17 protein-coding genes and 1 pseudogene are annotated in these 15,145 nt (G+C 61.3%); 8 read left to right on the top strand and 10 right to left on the bottom strand.

What is annotated here, in order from left to right:
* The first annotated feature begins 22 nt into the window (after positions 1-22).
* Positions 23-958: a lipid A biosynthesis lauroyl acyltransferase gene (locus ACZRN6_RS00380; protein ID WP_464006962.1), complete on the top strand. Its 936-nt coding sequence runs from the start codon at positions 23-25 to the stop codon at positions 956-958.
* Between the two features lie 32 nt (positions 959-990).
* Complete coding sequence (locus tag ACZRN6_RS00375; RefSeq protein WP_464006961.1) at positions 991-2,088, top strand: patatin-like phospholipase family protein; 1,098 nt, start codon at positions 991-993, stop codon at positions 2,086-2,088.
* On the opposite strand, the pseudogene ACZRN6_RS00370 reads toward ACZRN6_RS00375, so the two are convergent.
* The 3 genes and pseudogenes from ACZRN6_RS00370 to ACZRN6_RS00360 form a co-directional block, all read right to left on the bottom strand.
* Positions 1,998-2,186: pseudogene (locus ACZRN6_RS00370) on the bottom strand (LysE family translocator); the annotation flags it as partial. The gene ACZRN6_RS00375 and the pseudogene ACZRN6_RS00370 sit on opposite strands and share 91 nt — an antisense overlap.
* A gap of 63 nt (positions 2,187-2,249) precedes the next feature.
* Positions 2,250-3,596 (bottom strand): NCS2 family permease, encoded by a 1,347-nt coding sequence (locus tag ACZRN6_RS00365; protein WP_322144128.1) that lies wholly within the window; start codon positions 3,594-3,596, stop codon positions 2,250-2,252.
* A gap of 190 nt (positions 3,597-3,786) precedes the next feature.
* Complete coding sequence (locus tag ACZRN6_RS00360; protein WP_322144129.1) at positions 3,787-4,221, bottom strand: MarR family winged helix-turn-helix transcriptional regulator; 435 nt, start codon at positions 4,219-4,221, stop codon at positions 3,787-3,789.
* 82 nt (positions 4,222-4,303) lie between these two features.
* Here ACZRN6_RS00360 and ACZRN6_RS00355 point away from each other — a divergent pair, with 82 nt between their 5' ends.
* Both ACZRN6_RS00355 and ACZRN6_RS00350 read left to right on the top strand, forming a co-directional pair.
* Entirely contained in the window at positions 4,304-5,470 is a 1,167-nt protein-coding gene (locus ACZRN6_RS00355) for an aminotransferase-like domain-containing protein (RefSeq protein ID WP_464006960.1), read from the top strand.
* A gap of 10 nt (positions 5,471-5,480) precedes the next feature.
* Positions 5,481-6,083 carry a glutathione S-transferase family protein gene (locus tag ACZRN6_RS00350; RefSeq protein ID WP_322144131.1) on the top strand — a complete coding sequence of 201 codons (603 nt, stop codon included), beginning with the start codon at positions 5,481-5,483 and terminating at the stop codon, positions 6,081-6,083.
* A 75-nt stretch (positions 6,084-6,158) separates the two neighbouring features.
* On the opposite strand, the gene ACZRN6_RS00345 is transcribed toward ACZRN6_RS00350, so the two are convergent.
* Complete coding sequence (locus ACZRN6_RS00345; RefSeq protein ID WP_464006959.1) at positions 6,159-7,046, bottom strand: LysR family transcriptional regulator; 888 nt, start codon at positions 7,044-7,046, stop codon at positions 6,159-6,161.
* Between the two features lie 132 nt (positions 7,047-7,178).
* Here ACZRN6_RS00345 and ACZRN6_RS00340 point away from each other — a divergent pair, with 132 nt between their 5' ends.
* Genes ACZRN6_RS00340 through ACZRN6_RS00330 form a run of 3 tightly spaced genes read left to right on the top strand, consistent with a single transcriptional unit; the run spans position 7,179 to position 10,115 of the window.
* On the top strand, positions 7,179-8,471 hold the full coding sequence (locus tag ACZRN6_RS00340) for a CitMHS family transporter (protein ID WP_322144133.1): 1,293 nt from the start codon (positions 7,179-7,181) through the stop codon (positions 8,469-8,471).
* Position 8,472: 1 nt separating this feature from the next.
* A complete protein-coding gene (locus ACZRN6_RS00335) occupies positions 8,473-9,804 on the top strand; it encodes an acyclic terpene utilization AtuA family protein (protein ID WP_464006958.1) in 1,332 nt (443 codons plus the stop codon).
* Positions 9,801-10,115, top strand: a complete 315-nt coding sequence (locus ACZRN6_RS00330; RefSeq protein ID WP_464006957.1) for an AtuA-related protein — start codon at positions 9,801-9,803, stop codon at positions 10,113-10,115. The genes ACZRN6_RS00335 and ACZRN6_RS00330 overlap by 4 nt, the downstream gene beginning before the upstream one ends.
* A 95-nt stretch (positions 10,116-10,210) precedes the next feature.
* Here ACZRN6_RS00330 and ACZRN6_RS00325 read toward each other — a convergent pair whose 3' ends face one another.
* The 5 genes from ACZRN6_RS00325 to ACZRN6_RS00305 all read right to left on the bottom strand — a co-directional run bounded on the left by ACZRN6_RS00325 (position 10,211) and on the right by ACZRN6_RS00305 (position 12,984).
* The gene (locus tag ACZRN6_RS00325; protein ID WP_322144136.1) at positions 10,211-10,582 is read right to left on the bottom strand and encodes a glutathione S-transferase N-terminal domain-containing protein; all 372 of its coding nucleotides are present in this window, start codon (positions 10,580-10,582) and stop codon (positions 10,211-10,213) included.
* A gap of 102 nt (positions 10,583-10,684) precedes the next feature.
* Positions 10,685-11,230 (bottom strand): GTP cyclohydrolase I FolE, encoded by a 546-nt coding sequence (gene folE / locus ACZRN6_RS00320; RefSeq protein ID WP_011062625.1) that lies wholly within the window; start codon positions 11,228-11,230, stop codon positions 10,685-10,687.
* Positions 11,231-11,309: 79 nt separating this feature from the next.
* A complete protein-coding gene (locus ACZRN6_RS00315; protein ID WP_010176067.1) occupies positions 11,310-11,867 on the bottom strand; it encodes a Smr/MutS family protein in 558 nt (185 codons plus the stop codon).
* 75 nt (positions 11,868-11,942) lie between these two features.
* Positions 11,943-12,263, bottom strand: coding sequence for a hypothetical protein (locus ACZRN6_RS00310; protein WP_464006956.1), 321 nt, complete (start codon positions 12,261-12,263; stop codon positions 11,943-11,945).
* Positions 12,264-12,393: 130 nt separating this feature from the next.
* Complete coding sequence (locus ACZRN6_RS00305; protein WP_322144138.1) at positions 12,394-12,984, bottom strand: cysteine hydrolase family protein; 591 nt, start codon at positions 12,982-12,984, stop codon at positions 12,394-12,396.
* Positions 12,985-13,224: 240 nt separating this feature from the next.
* Between ACZRN6_RS00305 and prmB the strand changes: the two genes are divergently transcribed.
* A complete protein-coding gene (gene prmB, locus ACZRN6_RS00300) occupies positions 13,225-14,133 on the top strand; it encodes a 50S ribosomal protein L3 N(5)-glutamine methyltransferase (RefSeq protein ID WP_322144139.1) in 909 nt (302 codons plus the stop codon).
* A gap of 137 nt (positions 14,134-14,270) precedes the next feature.
* Here the strand turns inward: prmB and ACZRN6_RS00295 are convergent, their stop codons facing one another.
* Positions 14,271-15,074, bottom strand: a complete 804-nt coding sequence (locus ACZRN6_RS00295; RefSeq protein ID WP_322144140.1) for a hypothetical protein — start codon at positions 15,072-15,074, stop codon at positions 14,271-14,273.
* Between the last annotated feature and the right edge of the window lie 71 nt (positions 15,075-15,145).

Genomic DNA, 15,145 nt, shown 5'->3' with positions numbered 1-15,145 from the left:
GTTGTCTTTACCGGAATCTTTAATGGATCGCCCGCGTTTTCGAGCTGAATTTTTTCATCCGCGTTTCTGGCTGTTATGGCTGGGACTCGGTTTGCTATGGCTGATTGTGCAGTTGCCATACCGGGCTTTACTGGGGATTGGCCGTGCCTTGGGTACGGGAATGTACCGGGTGGCCGGTGAACGTCGACGCATTGCCGCGCGAAACCTGGAACTGTGCTTCCCGGAAAAATCCGCCAAAGAGCGTAAACATTTGCTCAAGGAAAACTTTGCCTCCACCGGCATCGCCTTCTTCGAGATGGCCATGAGCTGGTGGTGGTCCAAGCCGCGCCTGGCGCGCCTGGCGCACGTAGAAGGGCTGGAGCACCTCAAGCAGGCGCAACTGGAAGGCAAGGGCGTGATTCTCATGGCCCTGCATTTCACCACGCTGGAAATTGGCGCCGCCTTGCTGGGGCAAAAACACACCATCGACGGCATGTACCGCGAACACGGCAACCCGTTGTTCGATTACATCCAGCGCCGTGGCCGCGAGCGACACAACCTCGATTCCCTGGCCGTTGAGCGTGAAGACGTGCGCGGCATGCTCAAGCTGCTGCGGGCCGGCCGTGCCATCTGGTACGCACCAGACCAGGACTACGGCGCCAAGCAAAGTATCTTCGTGCCCTTGTTCGGTATTCAGGCGGCGACCGTGCCGGCTACCAGCAAGTTCGCCCGCCTGGGCAGGGCGCTGGTGGTGCCGTTCACTCAGCAGCGCCTGGCCGATGGCAGTGGCTATCGCCTGGTAATCCACCCGCCGCTGACCGACTTCCCAGGTGAAACCGACGAGGTTGATTGCCTGCGCATCAACCAGTGGGTCGAAGCCTCCGTGCGCGAATGCCCTGAGCAATACCTGTGGACCCACCGCCGCTTCAAGAGCCGGCCGCCGGGTGAGCCCAAGCTGTATGAGAAACGCCGTCGTTGATCTGAAGTCCCAAAGCACCCTGGAGTGATGCGATGCGCCCAGCTGAACCGGTCACAGGCTTGATTCTTTCCGGCGGCGGGGCGCGAGCCGCCTATCAGGTGGGGGTATTGGCGGCGATTGCCGAGTTGTTGCCGCCGGGCGCAGCCAACCCGTTCCCGGTGATTGTCGGCACTTCGGCCGGGGCGATCAATGCGGTCAGCCTGGCCAGCGGCGCCATGGATTTTACCGCCGCCATCGCGCGCCTGACCGCCTTCTGGCAGGGCTTTCGCAGCCACCTGGTGCTGCGCAGCGATTGGCCCGGGGTGATCAGCCAGGCCAGTCGATTCCTTATCCACAGCCTGCTGGGGCTGGGCGCACAGGTGCCGGTGGCGCTGCTCAACAGTTCGCCGCTGCGCGACTTGTTGCGCGACAAACTGCACCTGGAGGGCATCAACGAGGCGATTCGCCAGAAGCACCTGCATGCGGTGGCCGTTACCGCGTTTGGTTACGAGTCTGGGCAAGCCGTGACCTTCTACCAGGGCGGCGGCACCATTGATGCGTGGCTGCGGCATCGGCGTATCGGCATTCCCACCCAATTGACCGTCGAACACCTGCTGGCCAGTTCGGCGATTCCGTTGCTGTTTGCGCCGGTCAAACTCGGCCAGGAATATTTTGGCGACGGTGCGGTGCGCCAGTCGGCGCCCATCAGCCCTGCGTTGCACCTGGGCGCCAGCCGGGTGCTGGTGGTGGGTGTCAGTGGCAACCCGCGCGGTAACGATCCGACGAACCCGACCCGCACGTTTACCGGCCAGGAGCCGACGCTGGCGCAAATTGGTGGGCACATGCTCAACAGCACGTTCATCGACAGCCTGGAAGGCGATATCGAATTGCTGGAGCGCTTGAACCAGTTCAGCCATGTGTTGCCGGCCAATGCGGCGATACAGGGTTTGGCGCCGGTGGAAGTGTTGGTGATTGCGCCAAGCCAGCCGATCGACGAAATCGCGGCGCGTCACCGTCAGGAATTGCCGGCAGCACTGCGCCTGTTCCTGCGCGGGCCGGGGGCGACCAAGCCCAGCGCCGAGGCGCTCAACAGGCAGATCGAAGCGATCACCCCACCCAGAAAGGCCGGGTACGACCGGCGCAGGCCGTAGTTCAAACTGTTGCTGATCATCAGCAAAGACAGGGGGCCGGGGATCAGGATCACCACCAGCGCAGCGCCGCTGAACAGCAGCCAGGTTTCCAGACTCATTGCATTCCTCCATTCGTACAAAAGCCCCACCCGACGGGGTGAGGCGGGGTGAAGCGGGTTGGCCTACAGGAACGCGAACTTGGCGATGAAAATCGCGCAGAGCACCCACAGGCTGATGGAAATTTCCTTGTGTTTACCAGTGCCGGCCTTCAGTGCCACGTAGGTGATAAACCCCAGGGCGATGCCGTCGGCGACCGAAAAAGTCAGGGGCATCATGATTGCGGTGACGATCGCCGGAATGCTGTCGGTGGCGTCGTCCCAGTTGATATGGGCCATGCCGCTCATCATCAGCATGGCCACGTAGATCAACGCGCCTGCGGTGGCGTAAGCCGGAATCATGCCAGCCAGCGGGGCAAAAAACATCGCTGCGACAAACAGCACGCCCACGGTGACGGCGGTCAGCCCGGTACGCCCGCCGGCCGCAACCCCGGCGGCACTTTCCACGTAGCTGGTCACTGGCGGTACGCCGACCATCGCACCAAACACGCTCGAAGCACTGTCGGCTTTCAGGGCACGGGAGAGGTTTTCGATCTTGCCGTCGGCATTCACCAGGCCGGCACGCTGGGCCACGCCCATCAAGGTGCCGGCGGTGTCGAACATGTGCACAAACAGGAAGGCGAATACCACGCTGATCATGCTGACGTTGAACACGCCCATCACGTCCATCGCCATCCAGGTCGGCGCCAGGCTTGGTGGGGTGGCCATGATGCCGTGGTATTCCACCAGGCCCAGGCCCCAGCCGGCGAGGGTCACGGCGATGATGCTGATCAGGATCGCGCCGAATACCCGGTGGTAGCTGAGGATCGCAATCAACAAAAAGCAGATGGCTGCCAGCAGCGGCGCGGGCTCATGCAGGGAGCCGAGCTTGATCAGGGTGGCCGGGCTTTGCACGATGATGCCGGCGGTTTTCAGGCCGATCACCCCGAGAAACAACCCCACACCCGCGCCCATGGCGTGGCGCAGGCTCACCGGAATGCTGTTGAGCAGCCACTCACGGATGCGCGAGAGCGTCAGGATCATGAACAACACCCCGGAGATAAACACCGCACCCAGCGCGGTCTCCCAGTGGTAGCCCATGGTGCCGACCACGGTGTAGGTGAAGAATGCGTTCAGGCCCATGCCCGGCGCCAGGCCGACTGGCCAGTTGGCGTAGAGGCCCATCAACAGGCAGCCCAGCGCTGCAGCAATACAAGTGGCGACAAACGCGGCACCGTGGTCAATCCCGGCGTCGGCCATGATGTTGGGGTTGACGAAGATGATGTAGGCCATGGTGATAAAGGTCGTGAGGCCAGCGATCAGCTCGGTCTTCACTGTGGTGCCATGCAAGCGCAGTTTAAACAGGCGTTCCAGCCAACCGTTGTGGGTTGGCGAGAGGTCGAGCGTAGGGGCTTCGGATTTGCGGCTTTCCACAGCAAGTACTCCTCAAGAGTTTTATTGTTATTTCCAGCGCCGGACACATGAGTGGGCAGCAGCGCTTTGAGGTACCAGCGGGTTTTGTTGACCATTGGGTCAGGAACTCGCACGAAGCGAATTATGCTTTTGTATACAAATAAAGCAAATAATGTTTTCTATTTTGTGTGCGAAAAGGATGAAAGGCAACTCAGGATTGGCCACCGAGTGCCTTGTTCACTGCCAGCCAACCCTCTACCGCTGTCTCGCCCGCCTCGGCAAATGCCCGTTGCAGCAGTTTTACCTGCTCGCGCCGCAGGGATAGTTCAAAGCGCTGGCCTTCCTCGGTCAATTCCAGCAAACGCTTACGCTTGTCGGTCTCGGAGGCCACGCTGTCCACCAGGTGCATTTCCTGCAATTGGCGTAGGGGCATGTTCAGCGCCTGCTTGCTCACGCCGAGCAGTTCCAGCAGTTCCTTGACGCTCAAGGCCGGGTAGCGCGCGATAAAAAACACGATACGTTGATGCACCCGGCTCAAGCCCCGGCGCTCAAGCATTTCATCGGCCTTGGCGGTGAACGCCTGGTAGCCGAAGAAGAACGCTTCCATGGCGATTTGCTGGCTGGTCTGGTTTTTAAGGTCAAGCATATTGACGTATCTGCCCAAGTCGTCGTAATTTCGGTCAACCAGTTTGACGTATTTTCCTCAGGCTTTGCTACCGGTGACCCTTATGGCCTTCTCAGAACGTGTTTCGCGCCTTAAAAGCTCCTTGATCCGTGAAATTCTCGCCGCGGCGCAAAAACCGCAGGTGATGTCTTTTGCCGGTGGCCTTCCGGCCGAAGTCATGTTGCCCAAGCTGGATTGGACGGGCATGCCGCTGAACATTGGCCAGTACGGCATGAGCGAAGGCGAGCCGCAGTTACGTGAGTTACTGGCGGCCGAGGCGCGGGTGCTGGGCATCCCGTGCCAGGCCAGTCAGGTGATGGTGGTTAGCGGTTCCCAGCAAACCCTGGACCTGGCAGCCAAGCTGTACATCGACAAGGGCACCAAAGTGTTGCTGGAAGGCCCGACCTACTTGGCGGCATTGCAGATATTCCAGCTGTTCGGTGCCGATTGCCTGACTGTGCAGCTTGAAGCCGACGGTCCGGACCTGAAGGCGCTGCGCAACAGCCTTGAGCAGCATCGTCCGTCGTTCGTCTACCTGATCCCGACGTTCCAGAATCCCTCCGCGGTGCGCTACAGCGAAGCCAAGCGCGAGGCGGTGGCCGCGCTGCTGGACGAGTTCGGCGTGACCTTGATCGAAGATGAACCCTACCGCGAACTGACCTTCGACGGCGCCAGCGCGCAACCCATCGTCAGCCGTCTGAAAAAGGCCAGCTGGATCTACACCGGCACCGTCTCCAAAACCTTGTTGCCGGGCCTTCGGGTCGGTTATCTGATCGCCAGCCCCGACCTGTTCCCGTACCTGCTCAAGCTCAAGCAGTCGGCCGACCTGCACACCAACCGCGTTGGCCAGTGGCAGGCAATGCAGTGGCTCGGTACCGAGAAATATCAGCATCACCTGGTCGAACTGCGCAGTTTCTACCGAGGCCGACGCGACGCATTCCAGGCTGCACTGGAGCGGCATTTCAGCGACCTGGCCGACTGGCAAATACCCCAGGGCGGATTATTCTTCTGGCTGACCTTGAAACAGCCGTTCGACACCCGCACCTTGTTGGCACCTGCGCTCGACCAGGACATCGCGTTCATGCCCGGTGAACCGTTCTTTTCCGAGCCGGACAACCATCACGGTCACTTGCGGCTCAATTTCAGCCATATCGACCCGGCGCGCCTGGACGAAGGTCTCAAGCGTCTCGCTGCGGTGGTCCATCAAGCACAGCACGCGCAAGCGGCATAAGGGGAGCCCCATGTACAAGGTCTACGGCGATTACAAATCGGGCAACTGCTACAAGGTCAAACTCATGCTCAACCTGTTGGGCATCGAATACCAGTGGATCGACGTCGATATCCTTAAGGGCGACACCCAGACCGCCGAGTTCCTGGCCAAGAACCCCAACGGCAAAATCCCGGTGCTGGAGCTCGAAGACGGCACCTGCTTGTGGGAGTCCAATGCGATCCTCAACTTCCTGGCCGACGGCAGCGAATTCCTGCCGACCGAACCGCGCCTGCGCACCCAGGTGCTGCAGTGGCAGTTTTTCGAGCAGTACAGCCATGAGCCGTATATTGCGGTGGCACGGTTTATCCAGTTTTACCTGGGGCTGCCGCAAGACCGCATGGAGGAGTACAAGAAGCTGCACAAGGGTGGTTACAAGGCGCTGAAGGTGATGGAACGTCAGTTGCAGTTGACGCCGTACTTGGTGGGCGACCAGTTCTCGATTGCCGATGTGGCGCTGTATGCCTACACCCATGTGGCGGATGAAGGTGGTTTTGACCTGGGTGCCTATCCGGGCGTGCAGGCCTGGCTGAAACGCGTGGCCAGCCATCCAAGGCATGTCGCAATGCTCGGCTGATCACCGAAACCCTGTAGGAGCAAGGTTTGCCGGCGATAGCGCCCTCAAGGACGCCATCGCCGGCAAGCCGGGCTCCTACAAGGGGCGCAGTTCTTCATTGAGCAACTCAAAACAGCGCTGCGCCGCCGGGCTCAACGGCTGCCCACTGCGACTGATCAGCCCGATCTCCCGGTTCACACCCGGATGATCAATCGGGATCCGCTTCAACCCCTCCAGGCTGTCCGCCGCCGATTCCGGCAACACACTGATCCCCAACCCCTGCCGCACCAACGCCAACACCGTCGACATATAGTTGGCCTCCATCCCCGCGACCATCGTCAGGCGGGTTTCATCGAACAACGCATCCACCTGTTCGCGCACGCTGCTGTCGCGCCCGGTGAGGATGATCGGCTGGTCGGCCAGTTGCTTCAGGGTCAACGTGGCATGGCGGGTCAGCTGATGGCCCAGCGGCACGAACGCACACAAGCGGTCATTCAACACCGGCACAAACGCCAACCCGTGGCTCAACCGTGCCCGTACACCAATGCCAAAATCCACTTCGCCGGAACGCACCTGCGCTTGAATGCGATGGGCTACCAGGTCATGCAAGCGCACCTCGATCCCGGCAAAACGTTCGCGAAACAGGCGCAGGGCGGGCGGCAAGGCGCCCGCACACACGGAGGGCAGGGCGGCGATGGTCACCACGCCTCGGCGCAAGGCCGCCAGGTCGCGGGAGCCGCTGACGATGTTGTCCAGGTCCAGCAGCAGCTTCTCCATCGGCCCGCGGGCGTCCAGCCCGGCGGCGGTAATACTGACGTGGCGCGGGCTGCGGTCGAGCAGGGCAACCCCCAGCCACTCTTCCAGTTGCTGCACCTGCACGGTCAGCGCCGAGGGCGACAAGTGCAACTCGTTCGCGGCCTTGGTGAAACTGCCGGTGCGGGCAACCGCGAGAAACGCCTGGATATGCTGGATCGAATTTTTCATTTTTATTCTGCTCGAGCGTTTTGTTTTTACGAATATGAGAGGCCGAATATTCCAATTTACAAAGCCTAACGCGATTCCAATACTCCAGGGAAAACAATAACCGGCCGAAAACGCCGTTCTGGAGCTACCCCCATGCTCGCTACCCTGGGTGTCATCACCATCCTGTGCCTGCTCACTGCTGTCATGAGCAAACGCCTGTCGCCACTGGTGGCCTTGATCGCCTTGCCGATCATCGCCGCGCTGCTCGGTGGGTTCGGCCTGCAAACCAGCGCCTTCATCATCACCGGCATCAAGAACGTCGCCCCCGTGGTGGGCATGTTCGTGTTCGCGATCCTGTTCTTCGGGATCATGACCGATGCCGGCATGCTGGATCCAATCATTGATCGCATCCTGCGCACGGTAGGGACGCGTCCTACGCGGATTGTCGTCGGTACCGCGACCTTGGCGTTGCTGGTGCATTTGGACGGTTCCGGCGCGGTGACTTTTTTGGTGACCATACCGGCGATGCTGCCGCTGTATACGCGGCTGGGCATCGACAAACGCATCCTGGCCTGCGTGGCGGCGATGGCGGCCGGGGTCAACTTCCTGCCGTGGACCGGCCCGGTGCTGCGCTCCTCGGCGGCGCTGCATGTGCCGGTGGCCGACCTGTTTCAGCCGCTGATCCCGGTGCAGATCGTCGGCCTGGTCTTCGTGTTCGCCTGTGCCTGGTGGTTGGGCCGGCGCGAAGAAAAACGCCTGGGCCTGGGCGCCGGTTCCAGCGTGGACGCGGTGCCGCAACGGGTGCTCAGTGAGGATGACATTGCCTTGCGCCGCCCGCGGTTGTTCTGGGTCAACCTGGTTTTGACGGTGCTGGTGATGGTGGTGATGATTGCCGGCTGGGTCGACCCGGTAGTGATGTTCATGCTCGGCACCGTGGTTGCGCTGTGCATCAACTACCCGAACGTCGACGCCCAGCGTGCGCGAATCGATGCCCATGCGAAAACCGCCCTGACCATGGCCAGCATCCTGCTCGCTGCGGGCGTGTTCACCGGCATCATGCAAGGCACCGGCATGCTCAAGGCCATCGCCGAAGTGGCGGTGGCGCAGATTCCGGCGGGCCACGGCAAGTTGATCCCGGCGGTGGTGGGCTTCCTCTCGATGCCGTTGAGCATGCTGTTTGATCCCGATTCCTACTATTTCGGCGTAATGCCGGTGATCGCCGAAGTCGGCAAGGCCTTGGGCGTCGACCCGCTGCAAGTGGCCCAGGCCTCGTTGCTGGGCGTGCACACCACCGGCTTCCCGGTCAGCCCGCTGACACCGGCGACGTTCCTGTTGGTGGGCCTGTGCAAGATCGAACTGGCCGATCACCAGCGCTTCACCATCCCCTTTCTGTTCGCCGCGTCAGTGTTGATGACCCTGACGGCTTTGCTCCTGGGAGTGATTTGACATGAAAACCTTGCGTATCGGTTCCGGTGCCGGCTACTCCGGCGACCGTATTGAACCTGCGGTGGAATTGGCCGAACACGGCGACCTGGATTACCTGGTCTTCGAATGCCTGGCAGAGCGCACCATCGCCTTGGCGCAACAGGCACGCATCAGCGACCCACAAGGCGGTTACGACCCGCTGTTGAGTGAGCGCATGCGCCGCGTGCTGCCCTTTGTCGGCCAGCCTGAGGGGCGCCGGCGCTTGCGGGTGATCACCAATATGGGCGCGGCCAATCCGGTGGCGGCGGCGGTTGAAGTGCGGCGGGTCGCCAGTGAGCTGGGGCTTAACCTCAAGGTGCTGGCGGTGGTGGGCGATGACGTGCTGGAGACGTTGCGGGCCCAGCCAGAGCTGTTGCTCGACAACGGCCACACCCTCGGCTCATTGGGCGACCGGCTGATTTCCGCGAATGCCTACCTGGGCGCCGAGGGCATTATCGATGCCTTGCGCGCTGACGCCGACGTGGTAATCACCGGCCGGGTGGCAGACCCGTCGTTGTTCCTGGCGCCGCAGATGTTTGAATTTGGCTGGGCCTTTGATGACTGGCAGCGCCTGGGGCGCGGTACGCTGGTGGGGCACTTGCTGGAGTGTGCGGGACAGGTCAGCGGCGGTTACTTTGCCGATCCTGGCTTCAAGGACGTGGACGACCTGGCGCGCCTGGGGTTTCCGCTGGCCGAGATTGATGCCAACGGTGAAGCCTTGATCACCAAGGTCGCCGGTTCCGGTGGGCGGGTCAGTCGGGCGACCTGCACCGAACAATTGATCTACGAAGTGCACGACCCGGCGGCGTACCTCACGCCGGACGTGTGCGCGGACTTCTCCCAAGTAACGTTTACCGAGGAGGCCGTGGACCGGGTGCGAGCCCATGGCGCAAACGGACGTCCACGGCCCGAACAGCTGAAGGTCAGTGTCGGGTATCTGGATGGTTGGATCGGCGAGGGGCAGATTTCCTACGGCGGCCCAGGCGCGGTCGCCCGTGCACAACTGGCGCGCGACGTGGTGCTCAAGCGCCTGGAGTTGACCGGTGTACGCCTGCAGGACGTACGCGCCGAATTGATCGGCATGGACTCATTGCACGGCCAGCGCAGCACTGTTGAGCCCTGGGAAGTACGCCTGCGCATTGCCGCCCGCTGCGAAGAGCGCAGCGAGGCGGTACGCGTCGGCAATGAAGTAGAAACCCTTTACACCAACGGCCCGTCGGGCGGTGGCGGCGCCAGCAAAAGCCTGCGCCAGGTGGTGGCGGTGGCGTCGTTATTGCTGCCCCGTAGCGCGGTCAAACCGAGGATCGAGTCATGAAGCTGCATACCCTGGCCCACTCCCGAACGGGAGACAAGGGCGACACCTCGAACATCTCGATCATTGCGTATCGGGCCGAGGATTATCCGCTGCTCTGCGAACAACTGACGGCTGAGGTAGTGGCGGCGTTTTTTGCGCCGTTGCTTGAGGCGGGCGCGGCAGGGGTGCGGCGTTATGAGCTGCCCAATGTGCAGGCACTGAACTTCGTGTTGCCGGGGATCTTGCGGGGCGGGGTGACGCGGTCGCTGGCACTGGACGCCCATGGCAAGTGCCTGGGCTCTGCATTACTGGATTTGCACATCAACCTGTAGGAGCCGGCTTGCCGGCGATAGCGGCCTGAAGATGGGCGCAGAACCCGCCGGCCTTATCGCTGGCAAGCCAGCTCCTACAAAGGGCAGGGCGGGTTTCAGACCGCTGCAAACCGCTTGTCGAGGTAATCGATGATCACCTTGGAGTCGTACATCCAGGTGGTCTGGCCATTCTCTTCAATGCGCAGGCACGGCACCTTGATCTTGCCGCCTTGCTCCAGCAGGGTCTGGCGGTCCTGCTCGTTGTTCTTCGCATCCTTCAAGGCCACCGGCACGTTCAGGCGGCGCAGGGTGCGGCGGGTCTTCACGCAGAACGGGCAGGCGTGGAACTGATACAGGGTAAGATCCCTGGCCGATTGATCGACCTGGGCCTGGGCGCTCGCCGGGCGTTGTTGCTTGCGCGGGCGGGTGATGAAGTCGCCGAAGATGATGATCTGGCCGAGGCCTACTCGAAGCGCTTTAACGAACACGGTATAAACCTCTTGCCCTGGACTTAAGGGGCCGCAGCTTACCTGATTTTTCACAGGCGAAAAAAAACCGGCGATGAACGCCGGTTTTTCCGATGTAGCGCATTACTTGATCAGGCTGAGAAACTCGCTGCGGGTCGCCGCGTTTTCGCGGAACTCACCCAGCATCACCGACGTAATCATCGACGAATTCTGCTTCTCTACGCCGCGCATCATCATGCACATGTGCTTGGCCTCGATCACCACCGCAACGCCCAGGGCGCCGGTGACCTGCTGGACCGCGTCGGCGATCTGGCGGCTGAGGTTTTCCTGGATCTGCAGGCGACGGGCATACATATCGACGATACGTGCAACCTTCGACAGGCCCAGCACTTTGCCGCTCGGGATATAGGCGACGTGAGCCTTGCCGATAAACGGCAGCAGGTGGTGTTCGCACAGCGAGTACAACTCGATGTCCTTGACCAGCACCATTTCGCTGTTGTCAGAGCTGAACAAGGCACCGTTGGTGACTTCTTCGAGGGTCTGTGCATAACCGCGGCAAAGGTACTGCATGGCCTTGGCGGCACGTTTTGGCGTGTCGAGCAGGCCCTCGCGGGAAACGTCCTCGCCGAGTTGGCCGAGAATCGCGGTGTAATTCTGTTCCAGGGACATGAAACTACCTAGTGGGATTTTCGCAAAGGGCAAGGGTACGGTGGCCGACACCGCGCTGCAAGCCTGACGATGGCACTTGTCACTCGTCGCGGCCTTCCATCATGGTGCGCTTGAGCATCACATACACCGCGCCAGCGCCGCCGTGGCGTGGCTGGCACGAGGTAAACCCCAGCACCTGGGAATGCTGGCGCAACCAGGTGTTGACGTGGCTTTTGATCATCGGCCGCTTGCCGTCCAGGCGCACGGCCTTGCCATGGGTGACGCGCACGCAGCGGATTTCAAATTTGGTGGCTTCGGCGAGGAACGCCCAGAGGGTTTCGCGGGCTTTTTCGACGGTCATGCCGTGCAGGTCAAGGCTGCCCTCGAACGGGATCTGGCCGACCTTGAGCTTGCGCATCTGGCTTTCCTGCACGCCGTCGCGGGCCCACATCAATTCGTCTTCGGGGCCTACATCGATAACGAATTGATCCGACAGGCCGTCCACCGTGGTGGCATCCGTACGCACGGTTGCCGCCTGGCGCAGCTTGGCGATCTGGGCGCGGTCGGTCTTGGGTTTGCCGGTTTCGGCGCGATCGTGCTTGATCGGCTTGACGCCGCGCAGCTCGTTCTTGAACAGGGAAAAATCGTCGTCTTGCATGTCAGCCTCCGCGAAGGGCGGGCAGTTTACCTAATCGCGGCGGCTTGATGCGCAACAAACGCTATCTGTACGCCATCAGTCGTGCTTTTTCATCAGGTGCGAGGCGATGTTCAGTGACAGCGGTTGGCGCATGCGCCGACGGCAACGGCGCCACAGCCATACGCCAAACCACAGCACCAGCAGGCCGATGATCAAGAGTATTGCAGAACCGCCAGGGCTGGCATTCAGCTCGCCCAGGGCCGGTGAGTGCCCAACCAAACCAGCGCCGCCAGCAATTGCCAGTAGTACGCCACATATTGCCAACAGCGCGGCAAAGCCGGCGCCGATGCGCAGACGCCAGTTGCTCGGGCCCTTGGGGCGCAAGCGACGAGCATCAAAACCATCGGATATCTTCATTCCGACCTTTCCTCCAGGGTATCGGCCCTTCGACCGGAAGATACACAGGTTGTTCCGGGTACAGAGGCAATTGCAGCAAATGACAGGTTTTTGCGGATGAGCGGGCGGCTACCCGCTCATCGAAGGTCGATCAGATCAGATCTTTGGTCAAGGCGAGGGTGGCGAAGTTGTCAGCCATGATGGCCATTTCGGTCTGCTGCACGTGGTCGGCGCTGAGGATGCCGCCTTTGTAAGGCAGGTCGCGGGTGGCGCAGGCGTCTTCCACCAGGGTGCAACGAAAACCGAGGTTCTTCGCCGCGCGAACGGTGGTGCTGACGCTGGAGTGGCTCATGAAGCCGCAGACGATCAGGTCCAGGGAACCGAGATCCTGCAGGTGCTTCTCAAGGCCCGTACCGTGGAACGCGCTGGGCAGCAGCTTGCCGATGATGGTCTCGTCGGCGTGGGGCTCAAGGCCTGGAATGAATTCACCGCGTTCGCCCTGCGGGTCAAACAACCCGCCGACCGTGCCCAAGTGGCGCACATGCACGATCGGGCGCCCGGCGTTGCGCGCGGCAGCGGCCAGTTGCTTGATGTTTTCGACAGCAGTGTCCATGCCCGAGAGGGCGAGGGGGCCACTGAGGTATTCCTTCTGGGCGTCGATGATCACGAGGGTCGCATGGTTCAGGTTCGCCGCTGCGTAACCACGACCGCTGAGTTGAAACATCGTCTTTGGAACGGACATTCTGGGGCTCCTGTGAGTGGGGCTTTTGTGACATTGTCCTCTGGCTGGGCGCTTCTGTGAATCGCTACCATCGTAAGGTACGCCGTTGTTGGCGTGTAGCGATGTCAATAGGGCACTACGTTTGGTTAAAAAGCGCGTTTAAGATGAAATCCGACGTGCGGCAAAGGGTTTTTTCGTACATCGTCGGTACAGCTTAAGGCTGTTAGAATCGCCGGTCGTTTTTTCCAGGAGCTTGCCCCCGTGATCACTTCTCGCCTGCGCACCTTGCGCGACCATATCCGTTGGGCCGTCAGCCGTTTCCATGGGGAAGACCTGTTTTTCGGCCACGGTACCGACAACGCCTGGGACGAAGCCCGGCAATTGGTGCTCGGCGCCCTGCACCTGCCATGGGAAATTGCCGACAGCTACCTGGATTGCAACCTCGAAGAAGAGGAAATCTCCCACGTGCAACGGTTGCTGCACCGCCGTATCCATGAGCGCGTGCCTACCGCGTACCTGTTGAAGGAAGCCTGGTTCTGCGGCATGTCGTTTATCGTCGATGAGCGCGTGCTGATCCCACGCTCACCGATAGGTGAACTGATCGAAAACCGCTTCGAACCGTGGTTGGGTACACCGCCGGCGCGCATCCTGGACCTGTGCACCGGCTCCGGTTGCATCGGTATTGCGTGCGCCTACGAGTTCCAGGACGCCGAAGTGGTACTCGGTGACCTGTCGTTTGAAGCGTTGGAGGTGGCCAACCAGAACATCGAGCGCCATGGCGTCGATGAGCGGGTGTACACCGTCCAGGGCGATGGATTTGATGGTTTGCCGGGCCAGCGTTTTGACCTGATCGTGTCCAACCCGCCGTATGTCGATGCCGAAGACTTTGCCGACATGCCGGATGAATACCAGCACGAGCCGGAGCTGGGCCTGGCCTGCGGGGATGACGGTTTGAACCTGGTTCGGCGGATGCTCGCCGAGGCGGCGGATCACTTGACCGACAAGGGCTTGTTGATTGTCGAGGTGGGCAACAGCCAGGTTCACGTCGAGGCGTTGTACCCGGAAGTGGATTTTGCCTGGCTGGACTTCCAGCGCGGTGGGCACGGCGTGTTCATGCTCACGGCCGAGCAGTGCCGGGCGCATCAGGCGGTGTTTGCCGCCAGGGTCTGATCTAACGGCAGGAATGCGGTCAGTGTGGGAGCTGGCTTGCCTGCGATAGCGCAGTGTCATTGCCGGGGATGCTGGCTGGTACACTGCTATCGCAGGCAAGCCAGCTCCCACATTTGTATCCGGTTTCTGCAGAAGGATTACCGGTGCGTCGCAATCCAGATCAACAACCCCGCCTGAAACACCGTAAATGCCACCAGGCAGGTAATCGTGAAGCGCAACCCGCTATCTTCGCGCTTGAACTTGGTGACCTTTTCTTCTTCCTTGCGCAGCTTCACTTCGTGCTCTGCAAGATTCTGTTCGGCCTGTTGCAGCATCTGCGCCGCCTCCAGGATCTCCACGAACTGCAGCTTCTCGGTGTTCCAGCTGTCCAGTACATCGCTGACTTTGCCCGGTTGCACGTTGCCCTTCAAATGCTGGACATCGGCATAGGCCACATCAAACCCCTGGATACGCAGGAAGTGGTCCCGGCGCAGGCGCGTGGCTTCGTTGAGCGCGTCCTTGTTGGCCAGGTCAACCCCGTCGACGCGATAGTGCGACCACTTCTTTTTCGCCCAGGCAGCGCCTTGGGCCACCAGGAAACGGCCGATGCCGCGGTTCGCTGGTTCGATCTCCAGGCTGTTGCCCGGGCCAAAATGCACCCGGTGGGTGGCGTGGTCGACCCAGATATCCAGGTGGTTCTGTTCCCGGCGCACCCGCTGGCCTGGCAATTGAATGACCATGCGCAGCAGGCTGTGGTTCTTGTCGTTGCGTTCGGCCCAGCCAAATTGCACAAAGCGCAGCGGCCGCACGCCCGTGGCACGGTCGGTGGCCAAAGGCGCCAGGCGCAGCATCTTGAAATGTTCGGCCTGTACCTCCGCCCACGGCAATGCGGCCGAGGCAGCGGCCTCGGTGTCAGTCGTGGTTTCGGCGGTAGATTCGGGTGTTGCTTCGGTGTTCGTCATTCGGCGCGATCCTGTCCAAGCTCTGCGGGCCGACAGGCTTTTTGCTGTCGACCCAAGGCTTATCGGCCGTT

It is taken from the genome of Pseudomonas sp. A125 (genome assembly GCF_055409485.1).
This window is presented reverse-complemented; position numbering and strand designations above follow the sequence as displayed.

Coding starts and splice junctions, on each gene's coding strand:
- ACZRN6_RS00380 (WP_464006962.1), top strand. CDS start 23: ATGGATCGCCCGCGTTTTCGAGCTGAATTTTTTCATCCGCGTTTCTGG.
- ACZRN6_RS00375 (WP_464006961.1), top strand. CDS start 991: ATGCGCCCAGCTGAACCGGTCACAGGCTTGATTCTTTCCGGCGGCGGG.
- ACZRN6_RS00360 (WP_322144129.1), bottom strand. CDS start 4,221: ATGCTTGACCTTAAAAACCAGACCAGCCAGCAAATCGCCATGGAAGCG.
- ACZRN6_RS00355 (WP_464006960.1), top strand. CDS start 4,304: ATGGCCTTCTCAGAACGTGTTTCGCGCCTTAAAAGCTCCTTGATCCGT.
- ACZRN6_RS00350 (WP_322144131.1), top strand. CDS start 5,481: ATGTACAAGGTCTACGGCGATTACAAATCGGGCAACTGCTACAAGGTC.
- ACZRN6_RS00345 (WP_464006959.1), bottom strand. CDS start 7,046: ATGAAAAATTCGATCCAGCATATCCAGGCGTTTCTCGCGGTTGCCCGC.
- ACZRN6_RS00340 (WP_322144133.1), top strand. CDS start 7,179: ATGCTCGCTACCCTGGGTGTCATCACCATCCTGTGCCTGCTCACTGCT.
- ACZRN6_RS00335 (WP_464006958.1), top strand. CDS start 8,473: ATGAAAACCTTGCGTATCGGTTCCGGTGCCGGCTACTCCGGCGACCGT.
- ACZRN6_RS00330 (WP_464006957.1), top strand. CDS start 9,801: ATGAAGCTGCATACCCTGGCCCACTCCCGAACGGGAGACAAGGGCGAC.
- folE (WP_011062625.1), bottom strand. CDS start 11,230: ATGTCCCTGGAACAGAATTACACCGCGATTCTCGGCCAACTCGGCGAG.
- ACZRN6_RS00315 (WP_010176067.1), bottom strand. CDS start 11,867: ATGCAAGACGACGATTTTTCCCTGTTCAAGAACGAGCTGCGCGGCGTC.
- ACZRN6_RS00310 (WP_464006956.1), bottom strand. CDS start 12,263: ATGAAGATATCCGATGGTTTTGATGCTCGTCGCTTGCGCCCCAAGGGC.
- ACZRN6_RS00305 (WP_322144138.1), bottom strand. CDS start 12,984: ATGTCCGTTCCAAAGACGATGTTTCAACTCAGCGGTCGTGGTTACGCA.
- ACZRN6_RS00295 (WP_322144140.1), bottom strand. CDS start 15,074: ATGACGAACACCGAAGCAACACCCGAATCTACCGCCGAAACCACGACT.